This window comes from Ruegeria sp. CI5, from assembly GCF_056536885.1.
This window is the reverse complement of the sequence record NZ_JBQFQN010000002.1, coordinates 35,664-57,245: the sequence shown is the minus strand read 5'-3', so window position 1 is coordinate 57,245 and position 21,582 is coordinate 35,664. Positions and strand designations below refer to the sequence as shown.

The 21,582-nt window shown below is 61.9% G+C and carries 14 protein-coding genes; all 14 read left to right on the top strand.

Going from position 1 to position 21,582, the window contains the following annotated elements; translation table 11 throughout:
• Positions 1 to 80 precede the first annotated feature (80 nt).
• The 14 genes from ACR0BA_RS09080 to ACR0BA_RS09015 all read left to right on the top strand — a co-directional run bounded on the left by ACR0BA_RS09080 (position 81) and on the right by ACR0BA_RS09015 (position 21,579).
• Positions 81 to 1,280, top strand: coding sequence for a methionine gamma-lyase (locus ACR0BA_RS09080; RefSeq protein WP_480727542.1), 1,200 nt, complete (start codon positions 81 to 83; stop codon positions 1,278 to 1,280).
• Positions 1,281 to 1,294: 14 nt separating this feature from the next.
• Positions 1,295 to 3,676, top strand: coding sequence for a 1-deoxy-D-xylulose-5-phosphate synthase N-terminal domain-containing protein (locus ACR0BA_RS09075; protein ID WP_480727540.1), 2,382 nt, complete (start codon positions 1,295 to 1,297; stop codon positions 3,674 to 3,676).
• A 415-nt stretch (positions 3,677 to 4,091) separates the two neighbouring features.
• Positions 4,092 to 4,676 (top strand): ANTAR domain-containing response regulator, encoded by a 585-nt coding sequence (locus ACR0BA_RS09070; protein ID WP_480727539.1) that lies wholly within the window; start codon positions 4,092 to 4,094, stop codon positions 4,674 to 4,676.
• Positions 4,673 to 5,842 carry an ABC transporter substrate-binding protein gene (locus ACR0BA_RS09065; protein WP_480727537.1) on the top strand — a complete coding sequence of 390 codons (1,170 nt, stop codon included), beginning with the start codon at positions 4,673 to 4,675 and terminating at the stop codon, positions 5,840 to 5,842. Before ACR0BA_RS09070 ends, ACR0BA_RS09065 begins: the two co-directional genes overlap by 4 nt.
• 294 nt (positions 5,843 to 6,136) lie before the next feature.
• Positions 6,137 to 7,504: a CmpA/NrtA family ABC transporter substrate-binding protein gene (locus tag ACR0BA_RS09060; protein WP_480727535.1), complete on the top strand. Its 1,368-nt coding sequence runs from the start codon at positions 6,137 to 6,139 to the stop codon at positions 7,502 to 7,504.
• 72 nt (positions 7,505 to 7,576) lie between these two features.
• Positions 7,577 to 8,659: an ABC transporter permease gene (locus ACR0BA_RS09055; RefSeq protein ID WP_480727533.1), complete on the top strand. Its 1,083-nt coding sequence runs from the start codon at positions 7,577 to 7,579 to the stop codon at positions 8,657 to 8,659.
• A gap of 5 nt (positions 8,660 to 8,664) precedes the next feature.
• Positions 8,665 to 10,344 (top strand): ABC transporter ATP-binding protein, encoded by a 1,680-nt coding sequence (locus ACR0BA_RS09050; RefSeq protein ID WP_480727532.1) that lies wholly within the window; start codon positions 8,665 to 8,667, stop codon positions 10,342 to 10,344.
• Between the two features lie 4 nt (positions 10,345 to 10,348).
• Positions 10,349 to 12,784, top strand: coding sequence for a nitrite reductase large subunit NirB (gene nirB, locus ACR0BA_RS09045; protein WP_480727530.1), 2,436 nt, complete (start codon positions 10,349 to 10,351; stop codon positions 12,782 to 12,784).
• Positions 12,781 to 13,113, top strand: a complete 333-nt coding sequence (nirD, locus tag ACR0BA_RS09040; protein WP_480727529.1) for a nitrite reductase small subunit NirD — start codon at positions 12,781 to 12,783, stop codon at positions 13,111 to 13,113. Before nirB ends, nirD begins: the two co-directional genes overlap by 4 nt.
• Positions 13,113 to 15,773: a molybdopterin-dependent oxidoreductase gene (locus tag ACR0BA_RS09035; RefSeq protein WP_480727527.1), complete on the top strand. Its 2,661-nt coding sequence runs from the start codon at positions 13,113 to 13,115 to the stop codon at positions 15,771 to 15,773. The genes nirD and ACR0BA_RS09035 overlap by 1 nt, the downstream gene beginning before the upstream one ends.
• A 226-nt stretch (positions 15,774 to 15,999) precedes the next feature.
• Complete coding sequence (locus ACR0BA_RS09030) at positions 16,000 to 18,084, top strand: hydantoinase/oxoprolinase family protein (protein ID WP_480727525.1); 2,085 nt, start codon at positions 16,000 to 16,002, stop codon at positions 18,082 to 18,084.
• Positions 18,085 to 18,095: 11 nt separating this feature from the next.
• Positions 18,096 to 19,745, top strand: a complete 1,650-nt coding sequence (locus ACR0BA_RS09025; protein WP_480727523.1) for a hydantoinase B/oxoprolinase family protein — start codon at positions 18,096 to 18,098, stop codon at positions 19,743 to 19,745.
• Entirely contained in the window at positions 19,742 to 20,824 is a 1,083-nt protein-coding gene (locus ACR0BA_RS09020; protein WP_480727521.1) for a pyridoxal phosphate-dependent aminotransferase, read from the top strand. The genes ACR0BA_RS09025 and ACR0BA_RS09020 overlap by 4 nt, the downstream gene beginning before the upstream one ends.
• Positions 20,821 to 21,579, top strand: a complete 759-nt coding sequence (locus tag ACR0BA_RS09015) for a maleate cis-trans isomerase family protein (RefSeq protein WP_480727519.1) — start codon at positions 20,821 to 20,823, stop codon at positions 21,577 to 21,579. The genes ACR0BA_RS09020 and ACR0BA_RS09015 overlap by 4 nt, the downstream gene beginning before the upstream one ends.
• The last annotated feature ends 3 nt before the right edge of the window (positions 21,580 to 21,582 follow it).

Sequence of the window (21,582 nt, the reverse complement as noted above, 5' to 3'; positions counted from 1 at the left end):
GGTCAGAAGTTGGCATATTTCGCAATCTATTACCTCATGTATTGGCGCAAACTGGTTTCAACATGAACCAGGAGCTAGCCATGACCAGTTCGACAGGATTTGCCACCCGCGCCATCCACCACGCCTATGATCCGCTGGAAAATGGCGGTGCCTTGACCCCGCCACTGCATCTGACTTCGACGTTTTCATTCGAAACGGCTGAAGCCGGGGGTGAGATGTTCGCGGGAGAACGTCAGGGTCATATCTACAGCCGTATTTCAAACCCTACATGCGATCTTCTGGAGCAACGCATAGCCAGCCTCGAGGGGGCGGAGGCCGGACTGGCGCTGTCCAGTGGCATGGGAGCCATCACTGCTGTGTTGTGGACGCTGTTATCGCCGGGGGATGAGATCATCGTGGACAAGACGCTCTATGGCTGCACCTTTGCCTTCATGCGGCACGGGTTGGCGAAATGGGGCGTGAAGATAACCCATGTGGACATGACCGATACGAAGAACCTCAGTGCCGCAGTTTCGGAAACGACGCGCGTGGTGTATTTCGAAACGCCAGCCAACCCCAACATGCGCCTTGTTGACATTGCCGCCTGCGCCGAAATCGCACATTCGGTCGGCGCACAAGTTGTCGTCGACAACACTTATGCCACCCCCTATCTGACGCGCCCGATCGAATTGGGGGCGGATATAGTCCTGCATTCGGCAACCAAATATCTGGGCGGTCATGGTGACGTGGTCGCTGGTCTAGTAGTCGGGTCTGCCGACCAAATCGCGGAAATTCGGCTGGTTGGGATGAAGGACATGACTGGCGCGGTCATGGCCCCATTCAACGCGATGCTGATACTACGCGGGTTGAAAACTCTGAACCTACGCATGGATCGACACTGCGCGTCAGCCCGGGTTGTCGCTGAATTTCTCGAGGGACATCCGGCCGTTCGAAACGTGTGTTTCCCGGGTCTGGAAAGCTTTGCCCAGCACGATCTCGCACAGCGACAGATGTCACAGCCAGGCGCAATGATTGCATTCGAAATCAACGGCGGCTTGTCCGCCGGGATCGCCTTCATGAACAGTCTGAAAATGATTCAGCGAGCCGTTTCACTTGGCGACGCGGAAACCCTGATCCAGCACCCGGCCTCGATGACCCACTCGACCTACACGCCAGAAGAACGAGCCGAACACGGGATCAGTGACGGGCTGATCCGCCTCTCGGTCGGGCTGGAGGATGTCGAGGATATCCTGGCCGATCTTGCACAGGCCCTGCCCCACCCCGCCAGCAACGCCGCCTGACACCGGAGAGTTCCATGCCCATTGATCCAACCCAGTTGAAGATCGTCGAACAAAGGCTGCTGTGGCTGTCGCATTGGATGATCCATCATGCCAACCATGTCCGACCCAAGGTCGACGGGATCAAGGTGGGTGGGCACCAGGCCTCTTCGGCGTCTTTGGTGTCCATCATGACGGCACTGTATTTTTCGGCCTTACGGCCCGAGGACAGAGTTGCCGTCAAACCACATGCATCACCCGTATTTCACGCGATGCAATATCTAATGGCGAACCAAACCCGCGAGAAGATGGAGAATTTCCGTGGTTTTGGCGGCGTGCAGAGCTATCCCAGCCGGACCAAGGATGTCGACGACGTTGATTTTTCAACCGGTTCGGTTGGGCTTGGCGTTGCAACCACCTCGTTCGCCTCGATCATTCAAGACTACATCAAAGCCAAGACTTGGGGCGCTGATGCCCCCATGGGGCGGATGGTTGCCTTGGTGGGCGATGCCGAGCTCGACGAGGGGAATGTCTACGAGGCATTGCAGGAAGGTTGGAAGAACGACCTGCGCAACACTTGGTGGATCATAGACTACAATCGCCAGTCGCTGGACGGGATCGTGCGCGAAGGGTTGTTCGAGCATATCGAGAAGATCTTCGATGCCTTCGGATGGGATGTCATCCGCATAAAATACGGGGTGCTGCAGCGCGCGGTTTTTACTGAACCCGGCGGTGACCGGTTGCGGGACTGGATCGACTCTTGTCCGAACCAGGAATATTCGGCCCTGACATTTATGGGAGGTGCGGTCTGGCGACAGCGCCTTTTGGATGATCTTGGGGATCAGGGGGACGTTTCTGCCTTGATCGAGCGGCGCAGCGACGTCGAACTGGCCGCATTGATGGAGAATTTAGGCGGCAACTGCGTCGAGACCATGGCTCATTCCTTTGCCGCAATCAACCATGACCGACCGACTTGTTTTCTGGCCTACACTGTCAAGGGTTGGGGCACCCCGATCGCAGGCCACAAGGACAATCACGGCGGATTGATGAATACCCGCCAATTCGCAGAGTGGCAGGCCCATATGGGTGTTCCAAAGGGCGATGAATGGGAGCCCTTCGCCACCGTCAAGGACCCTGCCGCGTTCCGACATTTCCTGGCTCAGGTGCCGTTCTTTGCCAAGGGGCCACGCCGATACACCGATGAAAAGCTGGATGTGCCGGCGATAGCAGTCGACACCAGTCGAGAGATTTCAACCCAGATGGCGTTCGGAAAAATTCTGGATAACCTGTCAAAAGGCGACAGCCGCCTGGCCGAGCGGATCGTCACGACCTCTCCGGATGTCACCGGCACAACAAACCTTGGCCCGTGGGTCAACCGTCGCAAGCTGTTTGCCCGGACCGAGCGGGCCGACACCTTTATCGAGCATCGGATTCCATCAACGTCCAAATGGGAATTCACCCCTGATGGACAACATATCGAACTAGGAATCGCCGAAATGAACCTGATGCTGCTTCTAGGAGCAGCAGGTTTGTCGCATTCCCTATTCGGCAAGCGATTGATCCCCATCGGCACGGTCTATGACCCCTTTGTTTCCCGCGGTCTCGACGCGTTGAACTATGCTTGCTACCAGGATGCACGTTTCATTCTTGTGGGCACACCGTCAGGCGTGACACTAGCGCCGGAAGGCGGAGCGCACCAATCCGTTGGCACTCCGCTGATTGGAATGAGCCAGGACGGCTTGGCAGCCTTCGAACCGGCATTTGCCGATGAACTGGCGGTGATCGTGGAATGGAGCTTTGATTACGTCCAGCGCGCTGGTGATGGCCAGCCTGACGAACGCACCTGGTTGAGGGACGAAACAGGGGGCTCGGTCTATTTGCGTCTGACAACGAACCCGATCGAACAGCCGGGTAAGCGCGTTGATGACAGCTTCCGGCAAGGCACCATCGACGGCGCGTATTGGTTGCGCCCGCCGGGTCCAAACTGTGAAGTCGTGATCGCTTACCAAGGCGCTGTCGCCCCGGAGGCGATCAAGGCAGCGGGAATGATCGGAGAAGGCCGCCGGGACATCGGGGTGCTGGCTGTCACCTCGGCGGACAGGTTGAACGCAGGATGGACAGCCGCACAACGGGCGAGAATGCGTGGAAACACCGGCGCCAGATCGCATATCGAGGTCTTGCTGTCACAGCTGCCGCGCCACTGCAAGTTGGTCACCTTGATCGACGGGCACCCCGCGACGCTGGCTTGGCTCGGTTCAGTCCAAGGCCACCAAACAATTCCGATGGGCGTCGAGCACTTCGGACAAACTGGCACGATCGGTGATCTCTATCGACACCATTTCATAGATGCGAAAGCCATCGTTGAAGCAGTGAGCAACTTGACCCGAGGCAGAGACCTTGCGCCGGCCCTTCTGGATTAAACATGGGCCTTGAAGGCAAAGAAAGCCGTTTATCCAATCCTTTCGGAAGTTATGTAGACAGTGCTCTTTGGTTCATTGAACCTGAGGCACCAAGACTAAATTGATTTCATGGGCAAAACGCTTTGTAAAACAGGGCTCTCTTGACCAAAAAACAACAACTTGGCCATTGCCCCCGGTCTTCGGGAGGCAGGGGTCGGAGGTTCGAATCCTCTCACTCCGACCAATAAAACAAGGCGCCCTGCGGCGCCTTTTTTGTTGATTGGTCGTATCTCCAAATATGTCCGGGGCAGCAACGTGCTGAATTATTTGGCATCTGCGCACGATCTGCCATCTGGATAGGCGCTTTCCAGAGAATTGAGCGCAGCGCTCCGAGGGTGGCATTGCCTCGCCCTGCCTGCTTGGTCAGTTCGATGTTATGAACCAAACGTTGACCGTTGTTGTTGTCGAACAGAACCCGGACCGCGCCGATGCGATCCTCGAGGCCCTGAAAGCGGCGGGGAGCGTCGAGGCGCACGTGATCGATGGCGTGTCTGGATTGCCGCGCAAGATTGCTGTCCACAATCCCGATGTCGTTCTGATCGACATCGACAATCCATCTCGGGACATGCTTGAAGAACTGACAACCGCCTCCGGCCCGATGGAGCGGCCGGTTGCCATGTTCGTATCCGGGGCTGCAGGCGGCCTGTCCAAAGCTGCGGTCGAAGCAGGTGTCTCGGCCTATGTCGTCGACGGTCTGCATCCCGAAAGGGTCAAGCCCATCATCGACACCGCCATCGCCCGTTTCCAAGTACTGCGCCAGATGCGGACCGAGTTGGCGGAAACCCGACGCGCATTGGAAGAGCGCAAGGTGATCGACCGCGCGAAAGGGCTGTTGATGAAAGCAAAGGGCATTCAGGAAGATGAAGCATATGCCCTGCTGCGCAAGACCGCCATGAATCAGAATCGTCGGGTAGCCGATGTTGCCGAGGCTCTGGTGACCGCTTCGGGGCTGCTGTCATGAGGGCGGTCTCGCTCCGAGCGGCCTATATGCCGTTGGTCGATGCGGCCCCCCTGATCGTGGCGCACGAGATGGGATATGATCAGGCCGAGGGCATCTCCTTGGACCTGCGCCCCGCCCCGTCCTGGTCCTCGTTGCGGGACATGCTGGCCTTCGGACATGTTGATGCGGCACATCTGCTGTCCCCTGTCCCGGTGGCCATGGCGCTGGGGCTTGGGGGGATCGTCACGCCCCTTTCGGCCGTATCGGTCCTGTCGGTCAATGGAAACGTGATCGGCGTTGGCCGCCAACTGGAGGCGCGGCTGCGCGAAAATGGCTATGCCTTCGATTTCAGCGATGCTTTTGCGGCCGGAGCGGCCTTGGCAAAGGCGGCCGGTGGAACGCTGACCTTCGGGGTTCCGTTTCCGTTTTCCATGCATGTGGAACTGCTGCGATATTGGGTCAGCGGTACGGAACTCGCCTCGACCCAGGTTGAGATCCGCACCGTTCCCCCACCGTTGATGGCCCAGGCCCTGGCCGCCGGTGAGATCGATGCTTTCTGCGTGGGTGAGCCGTGGGGGTCGTTTTCCGTCGACGACCGGGTGGGTGCGCTTCTGCTGCCGGGGAACGCGATCTGGTCCTGTGCCCCGGAAAAGGTATTGGCCGTGCGAACGGAATGGGCGCAGACGGAACCACATCTGACGGGCGCGCTGCTGCGGGCGATCTGGCGGGCGGGCCGGTGGCTTTCAAATCCCGAAAGCCTGACTACGGCGTCGGAGATGCTGGCGCAGAGGCTCTATCTGGATGTTCCCGCGGACCTGGTCGACCGGGCACTGACCGGCCAATTTGCGATTTCAGCGCGCGGAGACCAGCGTCAGGTCGACCGGTTTGTCACTTTTCATGAAGGCGCAACGGGCTTTCCTTGGCGCAGTCAGGCCAAATGGATCGCGCACCACATGGCGCGAAGATATGGACTGGATCCGTCAGATGCCGAGCGTACGGCAGCCGATGTGTTCCAAAGTGACCTGTATCGGCGCGAGCTGCAGGGAATCGGTGTTGTCATGCCCGCCGAATCTGAAAAGCCCGAGGGTGCCGGCAACGATCCGACGCTAGTGTCCGGCCCGGGCGGCAAGCTGATGTTGCCGCAAAACGTCTTTTTCGACAGTCGGATTTTTGAGCCTTCCCAGTAAGTGCGCCTAATTTTTTTGCACTGCAGCGTCAAATTATGCTGCATTGCAGAATTTTCACCTGATGGCCGTCAATTTCGGATGACTCATCTGCTCACCGGTGCCTTTATCAGGACAACGGCAGGCAACGTCGCCCACCGTAGGAATTCGCCCGATGTCTTGGGCAAAACTTCTGAGCAAAGCCGCTCGACCAACCGCCTTCTCCTTCCGGCGGTGTGTGTCGGCGGCTTTTTTTTGGCCCGAACGTTGCTCGGGTCGCCACCCAGCCCGGTTTGGGCCGGACCGAAAGGAACAAAGATGAAAAAACTCATTCTGAGTCTTGTTGCGACGACAGCCCTTGTTGCGCCGGCCACCGCAGAAATGCTGGAGCTGGAAAAGGACGAGCTGACCTTCGGCTTCATCAAGCTGACCGACATGGCGCCGCTGGCCGTGGCCTATGAGCAGGGGTATTTCCTGGACGAGGGTCTGTTCGTGACGCTCGAGGCGCAGGCCAACTGGAAGGTTCTGCTGGACGGCGTCATCGGCGGCCAGCTGGACGGCGCGCATATGCTGGCCGGTCAACCGCTGGCAGCGACCATCGGCTATGGCACCGAGGCGCATATCATCACGCCTTTCTCGATGGACCTGAACGGCAACGGCATCACGGTATCCAACGAGGTCTGGGCGGAGATGAAACCCAATATCCCGGTAATGGACGATGGCCGCCCGCAGCACCCGATCAGCGCCGAGGCACTGGCTCCGGTGGTCGAGAAGTACAAGGCCGAGGGCAAACCCTTCAACATGGGCATGGTGTTCCCGGTTTCGACCCACAATTACGAACTGCGCTACTGGCTGGCCGCCGGGGGGCTGAACCCGGGCTACTACAGCCCTGAAAACGTGACCGGCCAGATCGGCGCGGACGTGTTCCTGTCGGTCACCCCGCCGCCGCAGATGCCTGCCACGCTTGAGGCCGGCACGATCCATGGCTATTGCGTGGGCGAGCCGTGGAACCAACAGGCGGTGTTCAAGGGCATCGGCGTTCCGGTCATCACCGATTACGAGCTGTGGAAGAACAACCCCGAAAAGGTATTCGGCATCACTGCCGAATTCGCCGAGGAATACCCGAACACCACCTTGGCCGTGACCAAGGCGCTGATCCGTGCGGCGATGTGGCTGGACGAGAACGACAATGCCAACCGTCCCGAGGCGGTCGAGATCCTCAGCCGCCCGGAATATGTGGGGGCCGATTACGAGGTGATCGCCAACTCGATGACCGGCACGTTCGAATACGAAAAGGGCGACAAGCGCGAGGTGCCCGATTTCAACGTGTTCTTCCGGTACAACGCGACCTATCCGTTCTATTCCGACGCGGTCTGGTACCTGACCCAGATGCGCCGCTGGGGGCAGATCCCCGAGGCCAAGCCGGACAGCTGGTATGACGAGGTCGCCAAGTCGGTCTACAAGCCCGAGATCTATCTGCAGGCCGCGCTCCTTCTGGTCGAGGAAGGCCTGGCGGACGAGACCGACTTTCCCTGGGACAGCGACGGCTACAAGGCGCCCACCCCGGCCGAGGACATCATCGACGGCATTCCCTTCGATGGCCGTGCGCCGAACGCCTATCTCGAAAGCCTGCCGATCGGCCTGAAGGGCGACCAGAAGGTCGTCGGGACCGAAATCCAAGGCTGACCCCGAACCGCCCTGCCCGGCTGCGGTCGGGCAGGACCCCTGAAACGCCCCGCCATCGCAAGGACGCATCAGATGACAACGGTCGATCCGGAATTCAACGCAGACGCCGCACGGGACGCGCGCCGCGCCCGTCTATTCACCCGCATCAACGCCGCCGACAAATGGTTCCAGGTGCTGGGCCTCAGCTGGGCCACCCCGGTTCTGAAGGCCGCCGCCGGCGACAATCCCCGCGCCCAGATGGCCGAGATCTGGCGGCTGCTGATCGTACCAATCCTGTCGATTTGCGCCTTCCTGCTGCTGTGGGCGACGCTGGCCCCCAAGGTACAGACCTCGCTTGGGGCGGTGCCCGGCCCGGCGCAGGTCTGGGAGGAAATGGTCAACCTGAATCAGGACGCTCAGGCCAAGGCCGCCAAACGCACCAAGTTCGAGGCGATGGTCGAAAAGCGGAACCAGAAGCTAATCGAGGCCGGCCGCGCAGACGAGGTCAAGCAGGTCGCCTATACCGGCGCGCCGTCTTACTACCAGCAGATCTGGACCTCGATCAAAACCGTGTTCTTCGGGTTCCTGATCGCCACGGTCGTGGCGGTGCCGCTGGGCATCGCGGCGGGGCTGTCGCCCACCGCAAACGCGGCGCTGAACCCGCTGATCCAGGTGTTCAAACCGGTATCGCCGCTGGCCTGGCTGCCGATCGTGACGATGATCGTCTCGGCCGTCTATGTCACCAATGACGGCTGGTTCGCGAAATCCTTCCTGATCTCGGCCATCACGGTGACGCTGTGTTCGCTGTGGCCCACGCTGATCAACACCTCGTTGGGCGTGGCCTCGATCGACAAGGATCTGGTGAACGTGTCCAAGGTTCTGAAGATGAACACCTGGACCAAGATCACCAAGCTGGTGCTGCCCTCGGCGCTGCCGCTGATCTTCACCGGCCTGCGCCTGTCGCTGGGCGTGGGCTGGATGGTTCTGATCGCGGCCGAGATGTTGGCGCAGAACCCGGGCCTGGGCAAATTCGTCTGGGACGAGTTCCAGAACGGCTCGTCCAGCTCGCTGGCCCGGATCATGGTGGCAGTCTTCACCATCGGCATCATCGGCTTCCTGCTGGACCGGGTGATGTACGCGCTGCAGTCCCTGTTTACCTTTACCAACAACCGGTGAGCGTGATGAGCATCCTAAGCTTCGAAAACGTCTCGAAATCCTTCGGTGAAGGCACCGGGCGCACCGATGTTCTGAACGGCATCGACCTGCAGGTGCAGGAGGGCGAGTTCCTGGTGATCCTGGGCTTTTCCGGCACCGGCAAGACCACGCTGATCAACCTGATGGCCGGGCTGGACATGCCCAGCCGCGGGCAGGTCACCTTCAAGGGCGCGCCGATCAAGGGGCCGGGGCCGGAACGCGGCGTGATCTTTCAGAACTACTCGCTGATGCCGTGGCTGACGGTCAGCGGCAATGTCGGGCTGGCGGTCGATACGGTCTTTCCGGGCCTGCCCAAGGCCGAGAAGGCCGCGAAGGTGGCCCATTACGTCAAGATGGTCGGCCTCAGCCACGCGGCGACGCGCCGTCCGGCCGAATTGTCGGGCGGGATGCGCCAGCGGGTCAACGTGGCCCGGGCGCTGGCCATGAACCCCGAGGTCTTGTTGCTGGACGAGCCGCTGTCGGCACTGGACGCTCTGACCCGCGCCAACCTGGCCGACGAGATCGAGCGCATCTGGGAAGCCGACCGCAAGACCTGCGTGCTGATCACCAATGACGTGGACGAGGCGATCATTCTGGCCGACCGGATCATCGCCCTGAACCCCGACGGCACGCTGGGGCAGGAGTTCCGCGTCTTGATCCCGCGCCCGCGCGACCGGGCGGCGATGAACACCGATGAAACCTTCAAGCGCCTGCGCGCCGAGGTCACCAAATACCTGATGGATGTGGGGATCGAGGCCAAGGTCGAAGGCACCCGCATCCTGCCCGAGGTCACGCCGATCCACGGCGTGCCCACCGCCGTGACCGAGGCGCAGAAAGGCATGATCGACAGCCGGTTCCTGGATTTCTCGCAACTGCACAAGGTATATCCCACGCCCAAGGGGCCGCTGACCGTGGTCGAGGATTTTGACCTGAAGATCGACAAGGGCGAGTTCATCTCGCTGATCGGCCATTCGGGTTGCGGCAAATCCACGGTGCTGACCATGGCGGCCGGGCTGAACGAGATTTCCAAGGGCGCGATCAAGCTGGATGGCCGCCACGTCGAAGGTGCCGACCCTGAACGCGCGGTGGTGTTCCAGTCGCCCAACCTGTTCCCGTGGCTGTCCGCGAAAGAGAACGTGGCGATCGGGGTCGACAAGGTCTATCCGAACGCCAGCCAGGCCGAGCGGCAGGACGTGGTGGAATATTACCTGGAACGCGTCGGCTTGGCCGATGCGATGGACAAGCAGGCCAGCGACCTGTCGAACGGCATGAGACAGCGCGTCGGCATCGCCCGGGCCTTTGCCCTGTCGCCCAAGCTGCTGTTGCTGGATGAGCCTTTCGGGATGCTCGACAGCCTGACCCGCTGGGAGCTGCAGGAGGTTCTGATGGAGGTCTGGTCGCGCACCAAGGTCACCGCGATCTGCGTCACCCATGACGTGGACGAGGCGATCCTGCTGGCCGACCGGGTGGTGATGATGACCAACGGCCCGCAGGCCACGATCGGCAAGATCACCCGCGTGGACCTGCCCCGCCCGCGCACCCGCAAGGCGTTGCTCGAACATCCCGACTATTACGCCTACCGGCAGGAAGTGCTGGATTTCCTCGAAGAATACGAACACGGCGCCAAGCCGAAATCGCCCGCCCCCAAGGCCATTGCAGCGGAGTGACCCCATGAAACAGAAACTTGTCGTGATCGGTGCCGGGATGGCGTCGGGCCGCGTGCTTGAACATCTGACCGAGACCGCGCCGGATGCGTTCGACATCACCCTGTTCAACGCCGAACCGCGCGGAAACTACAACCGCATCATGCTCAGCCCGGTTCTTTCGGGCGATAAGACCTATGAGGACATCGTCACCCATGACGGCGACTGGTACGCGCAGCGGGGCATCGCCTGCCGCTTTGGCGAGCATGTGGTGAAGATCGACCGCGAGATGAAGGTGGTCGAGGGCGAAAACGGTCATGTGCCCTATGACAAGCTGCTGATCGCCACCGGCTCGGCCCCGTTCATCATTCCGGTTCCGGGCAAGGACCTGCCCGGCGTCATCACCTATCGCGATCTGGACGACACCAACGCGATGATCGACGCGGCCGCCAAGGGTGGCAACGCGGTGGTGATCGGCGGCGGGCTTCTGGGGCTCGAGGCCGCGGCGGGGCTGGCCGAACGCGGCATGACCGTCACCGTGGTGCACCTGATGGGCCACCTGATGGAACGGCAGCTGGACGAGGCCGCCGGATACCTGCTGCGCAAGGATATGGAACGGCGGGGGATCACGGTGCGGACCCAGGCCTCGACCAAGGCCATTCTGGGCGAGGGGCGCGCCGAGGCGGTGCTGCTGGAAAGCGGCGAAACGCTGCCCGCCGATCTGGTGGTGATGGCCGTCGGCATCCGCCCCGAAACCCGGCTGGCCACCGATGCCGGGCTGGACGTGGCCTGCGGGATCGAAGTGAACGCGCAGATGCAGAGCTCGGACCCGGATGTGCTGGCCGTTGGCGAATGCGTCGAATTCGACGGCCACCTGTTCGGTCTGGTGGCGCCGCTTTACGATCAGGCCAAGGTCGTGGCCAATACCCTGCTGGGCCAGCCGGACGCCTTCGTGGTCAAGGAACTGGCCACCAAGCTGAAGGTCACAGGCTGCGATCTGTTCAGCGCCGGAGACTTCGCCGAGGGCGAGGGACGCGAGGACATCGTGTTCCGCGACCCGGCGCGCGGGGTCTACAAGCGGCTGGCGATCGAAGACGACCGCCTGATCGGCGCGGTCATGTATGGCGACACCGCCGATGGCAGCTGGTTTTTCGGCCTGATCAAGGACGGCACCGACATCGACGAGATGCGCGACACGCTGATCTTTGGCCCGGCCTATCAGGGGGGGGACACCGCGGACCCTCTGTCAGCCGTTGCAGCATTGCCGCCTGAGGCAGAGATCTGCGGCTGCAACGGCGTATGCAAGGGCACCATCGTCGCGGCGATCGCCGCCGGGGCCACCGATCTGGCCACCGTGCGCGCCAACACCAAGGCCAGCGCATCCTGCGGGACGTGCACGGGTCTGGTCGAACAGGTCCTGCAGGTCACGCTTGGTGATGAGTTCCAGATGCCGGCGGCGCAACCGATCTGCGGGTGCACCGATCTGACCCACGAGGACGTGCGCCGCCTGATCAAGGCGCAAGAGTTGAAAAGCCAGGCCGCCGTCTGGCAGGAGTTGGGCTGGAAAACGCCCAATGGCTGCCATGTTTGCCGGCCGGCGATCAACTATTACCTGCTGGCCGACTGGCCGCTGGAATACCAGGACGACCCTCAAAGCCGGTTCGTCAACGAACGCAAACACGCCAACATCCAGAAAGACGGCACCTTCAGCGTCGTGCCCCGCATGTGGGGCGGCATCACCAACCCGTCCGAGCTGCGCGCCATCGCCGACGCGGCCGAGAAATATGACGTGCCTACCGTCAAGGTCACCGGTGGTCAGCGCATCGACCTGCTGGGCGTCAAGGGCGAGGACCTGCCCGCCATCTGGGCCGATCTGAACAAGGCCGGCCTGGTCTCGGGGCACGCTTATTCCAAGGGTCTGCGCACGGTCAAAACCTGTGTCGGCACCGATCACTGCCGCTTTGGAACCCAGGACAGCACCGGGTTGGGCATCAAGCTGGAAAAGATCCTGTGGGGATCGTGGACACCGCACAAGCTCAAGCTGGCGGTCTCGGGCTGCCCCCGCAACTGTGCCGAGGCGACCTGCAAGGATATTGGCGTGGTCTGCGTGGACTCGGGCTATCAGATCGGCATCGGCGGAGCGGCCGGGATGGACGTCAAGGAAACCGAGCTACTGTGCCAGGTCCCGACCGAGGACGAGGCGATCGAGGTTGTGATGGCCGTCACCCAGGCCTATCGCGAGGGCGGCAAGTATCTGGACCGGCTGTACAAATGGCTGGCCAAGGTCGGCATGGACTGGGTCAGGGCCAATGTGGTCGACGACCTCGAAAACAGGCGGGCATTGGTCGAGCGGTTCGAACTGTCACAGAGCATCTATCGCAAGGATCCTTGGGCCGAGCATGTGCGCGACAAGGCGCCGAACTATGCCCCGATTGCAGATTTCACCCTGGAGGCCGCGGAATGAGCTGGATCAACATCGGACATATCGACGACGTGCCGCTGCGGGGCGCGCGTCTGGTGAAAACCCGTCTTGGCTGCATCGCCATCTTCCGCACGGCCGAGGCCGAACTGTTCGCGGCCAGCAATGCTTGCCCCCACAAGGGCGGCCCGCTGTCCGAAGGCATCGTGCATGGCCAGTCGGTGACCTGCCCGCTGCACAACTGGGTGTTCGACCTGAATACGGGCGAGGCTCAAGGCGCGGATGAAGGCCGGATCACCACCTATCCGGTTCGGCTGGAGGGCGGGCGCATCCTGCTGGACGCCCGCGCCGTCACCGAGCGGAGCGCCGCGTGATGGACGGCTCGAACCTGCCCGAGGTGCGATCCACCTGCGCCTATTGCGGCGTAGGCTGCGGCGTTCTGCTGCGCCCGGACGGGGCCGGCGGTCTGACCGTGCGGGGCGACCCGGACCACCCGGCGAATTTCGGGCGGTTGTGTTCCAAGGGCACCGCGCTGGGTGAAACGGTCGGGTTGGGCCACCGCCTGCTGGCCCCGCGCGCCTTTGGCCGGGACGTGGGCTGGGACGACGCGCTGCAGTTGGTGGCCGACCGGTTCCGCGAAACGATCGCGGCGCATGGTCCCGACAGCGTGGCCTTCTATGTCTCGGGGCAGTTGCTGACCGAGGATTACTATGTGGCCAACAAGCTGATGAAGGGCTTCATCGGATCGGCCAATATCGACACCAATTCGCGGCTGTGCATGGCCTCGACCGTGGCCGGGCACAAGCGGGCCTTTGGCACCGACACCGTGCCCGGCACCTACGAGGATCTGGATCAGGCCGATCTGGTGGTGCTGGTCGGGTCGAACCTGGCGTGGTGCCACCCGGTTCTGTACCAGCGCGTCCTGGCGGCACGGCAGGCGCGCGGCACCCGGATCGTGGTGATCGACCCGCGCCGCACCGCCAGCTGCGATCAGGCCGATCTGCATCTGGCGCTGAATCCGGGCAGCGACGTGGCGCTGTTCAACGGGCTGCTGACCGAGATTCATCGGCGCGGGGCCGTGGACCCGGACTTCGTGAGGCTAACCTCGGGTCTGGAAGCCGCACTGGAAACGGCCGGAAACGACCAGATCTCGGAAACCGGCCTGCCTGCCGAAAAACTCGCCGCATTTTTCGATCTATGGATCAATACCCCGCGCGTCGTGACGGTCTTCAGCCAGGGAGTGAACCAATCCTCCAGCGGGACCGACAAAGTCAACGCCATTCTGAACTGCCATCTGGCCACCGGTCGGATCGGACGGCCGGGAATGGGCCCGTTCTCGGTCACCGGCCAACCCAACGCGATGGGTGGGCGCGAAGTGGGTGGTCTGGCCAACACGCTGGCTTGCCATCTGGACATCGAAAACGCCGATCATCGCGCTGCGGTTCAGGCGTATTGGCAGGCGCCTGCAATACCGCAGTCTCCGGGGCTGAAGGCCGTGGACATGTTCCGTGCGGTCGAAGATGGGCAGATCAAGGCCCTTTGGATCATCCACACCAACCCGGCGGCAACAATGCCCGAAGCTGACAGGGTCAGCCGCGCAATCGCCGCCTGCTCGTTCACGGTCGTCAGTGATCTGACGTTGAATACCGATACGGCGCGTCTGGCCGACGTTGTGTTGCCGGCCGCTGGGTGGGCCGAAAAGAACGGAACTGTCACGAATTCGGACCGAACCATCAGTCGGCAACGCGCCGTTTTGCAGTCACCGGGCCAAGCGCGCCCGGATTGGGACATCCTGGCCGAAGTTGGCCGCCGCATGGGATGGAAAACCGCGTTCGACTACGCTTCACCGGCCGAGATATTCCGGGAATACGCCGCAATGTCCCAAATCGCCGCGCAGTTCGGGAAAGACTTCGACATTTCGGGCTTCTCCGAAATTGACGAGGCGGGCTATGCCGAATTGGAACCCACCCGCTGGCCATTGGGTCGCAAGGGTGCAGGTGAGAGATTTTTTGGTGACGGACACTTCTTTCACTCCGACAGGAAGGCCCGGATCGTTCCCGTTGCTCATCGGCGTCCGGCAGCCCTGCCCGGACCGAAATATCCCTTTGTGATGAACACCGGACGCACACGGGATCAATGGCACACCATGACCCGGACCGGTCTTTCAGCCCGCCTGTCCGCCCATCTGGCCGAGCCGTTTGTGGACATTCATCCCCAGGACGCCGCCCGCGAGGGGATATCCAGCGCAGATCTTGTCGAGGTCACCAGTCCCACTGGGCGTGGTATTTTTCGCGCGCGCATCACCCAAGATGTTCGCATCGGTCACGTCTTTGCCCCCATCCATTGGACTGCGGAAACGGCCCCTTCGGGTCGGGTGGACATGCTGGTTCCCGGCACTACTGATCCGATTTCCGGACAACCCGAAAGCAAGGCAACACCCGTTTCGATCTCGGTCATGCAGGCGGCGTGGTACGCCTTTGCAGTCTCCAGGAACCCCCTGATCCCCTCGGTCGCTTACCGGGCGACGGTCCGAACGGACAACGGTTACAGGACAGAGCTGGCTGATCATGCCCGGATACTGAATTGGGAAAAAACCGCCCGCGAATGGTTTGCGCTGACCGATGCGGACGCGGTCACGGCAGGTGACCCCGCCCGCGGTTCATTTCGCATTGCGTTGTCGCAGAACGGATGCCTGCAAGCGGCATTGTTCGTGTCGCCGCGCCCGCTGCCCCTGATGCGGGACTATCTTGCGTCGATGCCGGACATACCACCCGCACAGTTTCTGACCGGCCGCGCACCCGCAGATGCCAAGGACACCGGACCGATCATCTGCGCCTGTTTTGGCGTCGGGTTGAAGACGATCGTCGACGCGATCTCGTGCGGGAAAGCGATCAGTGTCGACGCTATCGGCGCGGCGTTGAACGCCGGAACAAATTGCGGGTCTTGCCGGCCTGAATTGGGGGCCCTGATCGACCGGTATGCCCCGGATGCCGCTGACAACCTAAGCCGACAATTGCAGGGAGACGTCGCCTAACCCGGTCGCATTTCTGTTGACAGGTGATCCCGCGATGGGCAGCATTTTTCCATCGGATCGACAATCAGAGTGACCCAGCCGTGATTGACTGCACCAAAGATACCCAAGGCCGCCGGGCAACCGGTTGCGACCTCGTCGTCTGACGAGGGACGGGTTTTTTCGCAGTCTCCGGATGCTGAACCAACAGCCCGGTACGATCTGAAACTTCTGCCCATGGCTTCGTTTTATGCACAATCACGCTGGGCTTCGGCTGGCCGTCGATATTGGCGGCACGTTTACCGATACCGTTCTGATGGACGGGCAATCCAATATCCTCGCAACGACGAAAACTCCGACGACACCGGACATCCCAACCGTCGGTGCATTGACTGGTGCAAAGCGCGTTCTGGATGACGCCAATGCCGGTTTCTCGCAGGTTTCCGGGTTCATTCACGGCACCACTCTGGCCACCAATGCCCTGATCGAGCGGCGCGGTGCCCCGGTTGCTACAATAACCACCGACGGGTTTCGGGACATACTCGAGATTGGGTATGAACGTCGTTACAGCCAGTATGACATCAATCTGGTCAAGCCCGACCTGCTGGTCCCACGCGCTCGTGCCTTCACGATCGGCGGGCGAATGGATGCACGTGGTGACGAGCTGACACCGCTGGATGTCACCGGAATGAGCGATCTGGTGCGCCGGATTGAGGATAGCGACGCCCAGGCCGTGGCGGTATGCCTGATGCATTCCTATGCCAACCCAAAGCACGAGCTGGCTCTGCGAGACCAGTTGCTCAGGGCGCTCCCCGACCTGGCCATCTCGCTCTCGCACGAAGTCAGCCCCGAGGCGCGCGAGTTTGACCGCCTGTGCACCACCATCGCCAACGCCTATATCCAGCCCCAGATGGCCGGGTATCTGGCCGAGTTCCAATCCCGCTTCGCCGCAGAGGGGTTGACCTGTCCCATTCTCATGATGACGGCCGGCGGTGGCATGACAACCCTGGAAACGGCCGCCCGCCTGCCAATCCGGTTGGTCGAATCCGGCCCGGCCGGCGGGGCCATCCTTGCCGCACGGATCGCGGCTGAAACCGGTGTGCGCGCCGTAACCAGCTTTGACATGGGGGGGACGACGGCCAAGCTGTGCCTGATTGATGCTTTCCGCCCGCAGACCGCGCGCAGGTTCGAAATCGCAAGGGCCGCGCGCTTCATCAAAGGCTCAGGCATGCCGGTGCGCATCCCCGTGATCGAGATGATCGAAATCGGCGCAGGCGGCGGCTCGATTGCCAGGGTCGATCGGCTGGGTCGCCTGCAGGTTGGCCCCGAAAGTGCCGGCGCACAGCCAGGCCCTGCCGCCTTCGGCAATGGCGGCAGGGCGGCGACCGTGACAGACGCCGATGTGGTGCAGGGCCTGATCGAACCCGGCCGGTTTGCCGAAGGCCGCCTGACGATTGACACGGCAGCCGCCGAACAGGCAATCACCCTGGAAATCGGGAGCGCACTGGATTTGGCGCCGGACCTGGCCGCACGTGGTCTCAGCGAAATCGTCGACGAAAGCATGGCCGCCGCAGGTCGGATGCACGCGGTCGAGTCCGGAAAAGAGTTGGCAACCCGAGTGATGATCGCCTTTGGCGGCAATGGGCCATTGCACGCAACGCGAGTGGCCCGGCGATGTCAGGTCGACCAAATCGTGATCCCGAAGGACCCGGGCGTAGGGTCAGCGGTCGGATTTCTGTATGCGCCGGTCGCCTTCGAAATCGTCCGGTCGCGCTATGCCACGCTGGACCAGCCGGATCTCGACGGTCTCAACACCTTTTTTGACGAAATGACAGCCGAGGCGCTGACCGTGGTCCGTGCCGGTGCACCTGAAGCCGAGTTGTCGATCCGAAAACAGGCTTTCATGCGGTACCACGGCCAAGGTCATGAGATCGAGATCGCTCTTCCGGATCGGGCACTTGGTCCGGCAGACATCGAAATCCTGCGCCGGGATTTCGAATCCGAGTACAGCCGGTTGTTCCGCCGCGCGGTACCGGGAATGGCGATCGAGATTCTCAACTGGTCTGTCGAGATCTCGTCGCCCGCCCCTGCCCTCAGCCGGGTTCCTGACGTAGCCCAAAAGCGCACGGTGCGCCTGTGCGGCCATCGACGCATTCTGTGTGATGTCAGCGGGCATTGGTGCGACGCCGGTATCTACGATCGATCCGAGCTTGAACCCGGCGATAGCTTGCGCGGACCGGCGCTGATTACCGAGCCTCAAACCACCACATTCGTCAGCGCGGATTTTCAGGCCAGCGTCGATGGCGGCGGCAATCTCTGGCTCAACCGGATATAGGAGGACGTCGAATGAACACGACGGATACCCGTCTGCAGGTCATGTGGAACCGGCTGCTAGCGGTGGTCGAAGAACAGGGCCAGGCGCTGATCCGCGCCGCCTTTTCTCCGATCGTTCGTGAATGCGGCGACATATCCGCCGGCATTTTTGATGTACGCGGCCGTATGCTGGCCCAAGCCGTTACCGGAACGCCGGGCCACATCAACACGATGGCCGAAGCGGTTAAGACCCTGTGCGGGCGATACTCCCGCTCCGAAATGAAACCGGGCGACATCTTTCTGACCAACGATCCTTGGATCGCATCCGGCCATTTGAACGATTTCCTGCTGATGATGCCGGTCTTTCATCGTAGCAATGTGGTTGGGTTTACGGCCTGCACCTCGCATCTGGTCGACCTCGGCGGTTTCGGCATGGGTCCCGAAGGCTCGGATATCTTTGATGAGGGGCTTCGAATCCCGCCGTGCAAACTGGTCGACCAGGGTCAGTTGAACGCGCTGCTGATGGATATCGTCAAAGCCAACTCGCGCGAGCCCATCGCCAATGAGGGCGACATCTACGCATTGATCGCATGCTGCGAAACGGGCGCAGTGCGTCTTGCCGACATGATGGTCGAATTTGGCATCGATACTCTGGACAGTCTGGCCGATTACATCATCGAAACCTCGCGCCGCGGCACGATCGAGGCCATTTCGGCGCTGCCGAAGGGCACGTGGCGCAATGTGCTGACCGTCGATGGGTACGAGTGCGAGATCGATTTGCACGCAGCCCTGACCATCACGGACGACCGGGTTCTGGTCGACTTTTCGGGCACATCGGGCCTGTCGCGCAAAGGCATCAACGTGCCGCTCAACTATGCAACGGCTTACACGGTATTTGCCCTGCGCTGCATCATCGGCCCAGACATCCCCAACAACGCAGGCTCTTTGGCGCCATTCCACGTGACCGGACCGGCAGATTGCATTCTGAATGCGCAGCCCCCCGCTCCGGTGGCCATGCGCCATACGTTGGGACAGATGACCCCGGATCTGGTCTATGGCTGCCTGTCGCAGGCCCTGCCGGACCTTGTACCGGCCGAAGGCGCCTCGTGCATGTATGATCTGCCCCTGCGCCACGCTCCCGAGGCGGTTTCGCGTGGCGGCACGCAGTTTGCACTGGAACTGGTGTTCAGCGGCGGAACCGGCGCAAGGCCAAGCCTAGATGGCCTGTCGGCGACGGCCTTCCCCTCAGGTGTTTGGGGCAGCCAGGTCGAGACAACTGAGGCCGTCGCGCCTGTCCTGATCACGCGTCGCGAATTGCGCCAGGACAGCGGTGGCCCCGGTCGCCTCCGCGGCGGATTGGGGCAGGACATCGAAATACGCTCCTCCACCGGCGAGGATTTCATGCTGTTCCTTTCGGTCGAACGCATCGCAAACCCAGCCAAGGGACGGCACGGCGGACTGGCGGGCGCGCCCGGTCGCATCCGTCTCGGCCCCGACGGCCCGGACTTGCCGGGCAAGGGCGAGGTGCGAATTGGCGGCGGCGAAACGCTGATCTTCCAAACTCCGGGCGGCGGCGGATTTGGGCCACCCGATGAAAGGTCACCCTTGGCTGTTCGACAGGATGTGCGGGACGAGCTTGTGAGCGCCCGGGCCGCGCAGCATGTCTATGGGGTAAAGCCATGATCCGTCCCGTTTCCCATGTCGCTGCCATGTCACCTTATGCGTTGGCTCAGCTGGATCCGCCGGCAGGACAGCGCCTTGTTTCGCTGTCGCAGAACGAAAGCCTGCGCCCGCCAAGTCCCTTGGTCGGACAGGCCGTCGCAGAGGCGGCCGCGAACGGGCACCTCTACCCGGATCCGGACTGGACGGCACTGCGTGCGCGACTGGCGGAGCTTCATGGCCTGCCCGAGCAAGGTCTGTTGTGCGGGAACGGGTCGATGGAGCTGATTGCGGGTCTGGCGCTGGCCTTTGCCGGACCGGACGCCGCCGTTCTTGCCCCTGCGAACGCATACCCGTTTTTTCGTACCGTGGCTCAGTTGGCTCGCGCCCGTTTCGACACTGCCGCCGAGGTGGACGGATGCGTATCCGTCGACGCGCTTCTGGCGGCCGTGCAACCGGATACCAGGTTGGTGTTTGTGGCCAATCCCGGCAACCCGACAGGCACCCGTATCTCCCGCCGCGATCTGCTGCGGCTTCGGGAAGGGTTGCGGGACAACACCCTGCTTGTGATCGACGAGGCCTATGGCGAGTTCGCCGATGATCTGAACGAGCCGATGTTCGACCTTGTCGCGCGGGCGGACACGGTCGTTCTTCGAACTCTGTCCAAGGCCTACGGGCTGGCCGGGTTTCGCGTGGGCTGGGGCCTGTTCCCGCCGCAGATCGCCGTCCAGATACGCAAGGTGATGAGCCCAAACAACGTGTCGGTGTGCGGACAGGCGGCTGCCTTGGCCGCTCTGAACGATCAGAGCTACATGCGCGAGACATGTGCCCTCACTGCCGAGCTGCGCGACCGGTTCGCCAATCGCCTTCGGTCCGCCGGGTTCGACGTTCCCAAAAGTCATACCAACTTTCTTCTGATCCGCTTTGCGGACCAATCCACCGCGACCAGAGCCGACAAAGCCCTAAGGGAAAAAGGCATATTCCTGAGACCGCAATCCGGCGCGGGACTGGCCAATTGCCTACGTGCCACCATCGGTCAGACTGCCGACCTCGAACTTATGGCCGCGGTTCTGGAACATTGGGCCGAGGAGTTTCAGCCATGACACAGCCAAATTTCCACCCATCCAGAGGCCGGTCCCGTTTCGGCGTTCTCGTGCCGTTCACGAACACCAATCTCGAACCCGACATGACGATGCTGCGGCCCGAGGGCGTTTCACTGCACTTTGCCCGAATGGGTGGCTATGATCAGGAAGAAATACCCGATGCTGCCCAAATGCACGGTCTTGGCGCCGCCGATCTGGATGAGCCGCTCAGGCTTTTGCATGGTGTCCGGCCGGATGTCATTCTTTATGGGTGTACCTCGGCAACGCTGACCCATGGCCCGGCCTTCGATCGCGAACTTGCCGACCGTATCAGGACCAGCAGCGGGGCGCAGACCGTTACGGCCGCGGGCGCCTTGGTGCATGCGCTGCGTACGCTGGGGGCGACACGCATCGGCTTTGCCTCTCCCTATGTCGCAGACATCAATGACTTGGCAATCCGGTTCCTGGCCGAGACTGGCATTTCAACCGTGTCGCGGTCCGAAGTGACAGGCCAGCTGGACAATTACGGCCAAGGCACCCTGACCCCGCAGGCGGTGTTTGACCTGGGTTTGGCCGCAGACCGCCCCGAGGCCGAGGTGTTGGTTTTGTCCTGTACGGACATGCGCAGCGTGGAAATAATCGCCCGGCTTGAGAAAGCTGTCGGCAAGCCCGTTGTCACTTCAAATCAGGCGATGGCATTCCAAGCAATGCAAATGGCCGGGATCACCACGCCGCGGTCCGGATTTGGCCGGCTGATGCTGAACCTGCATCGCTGAAGT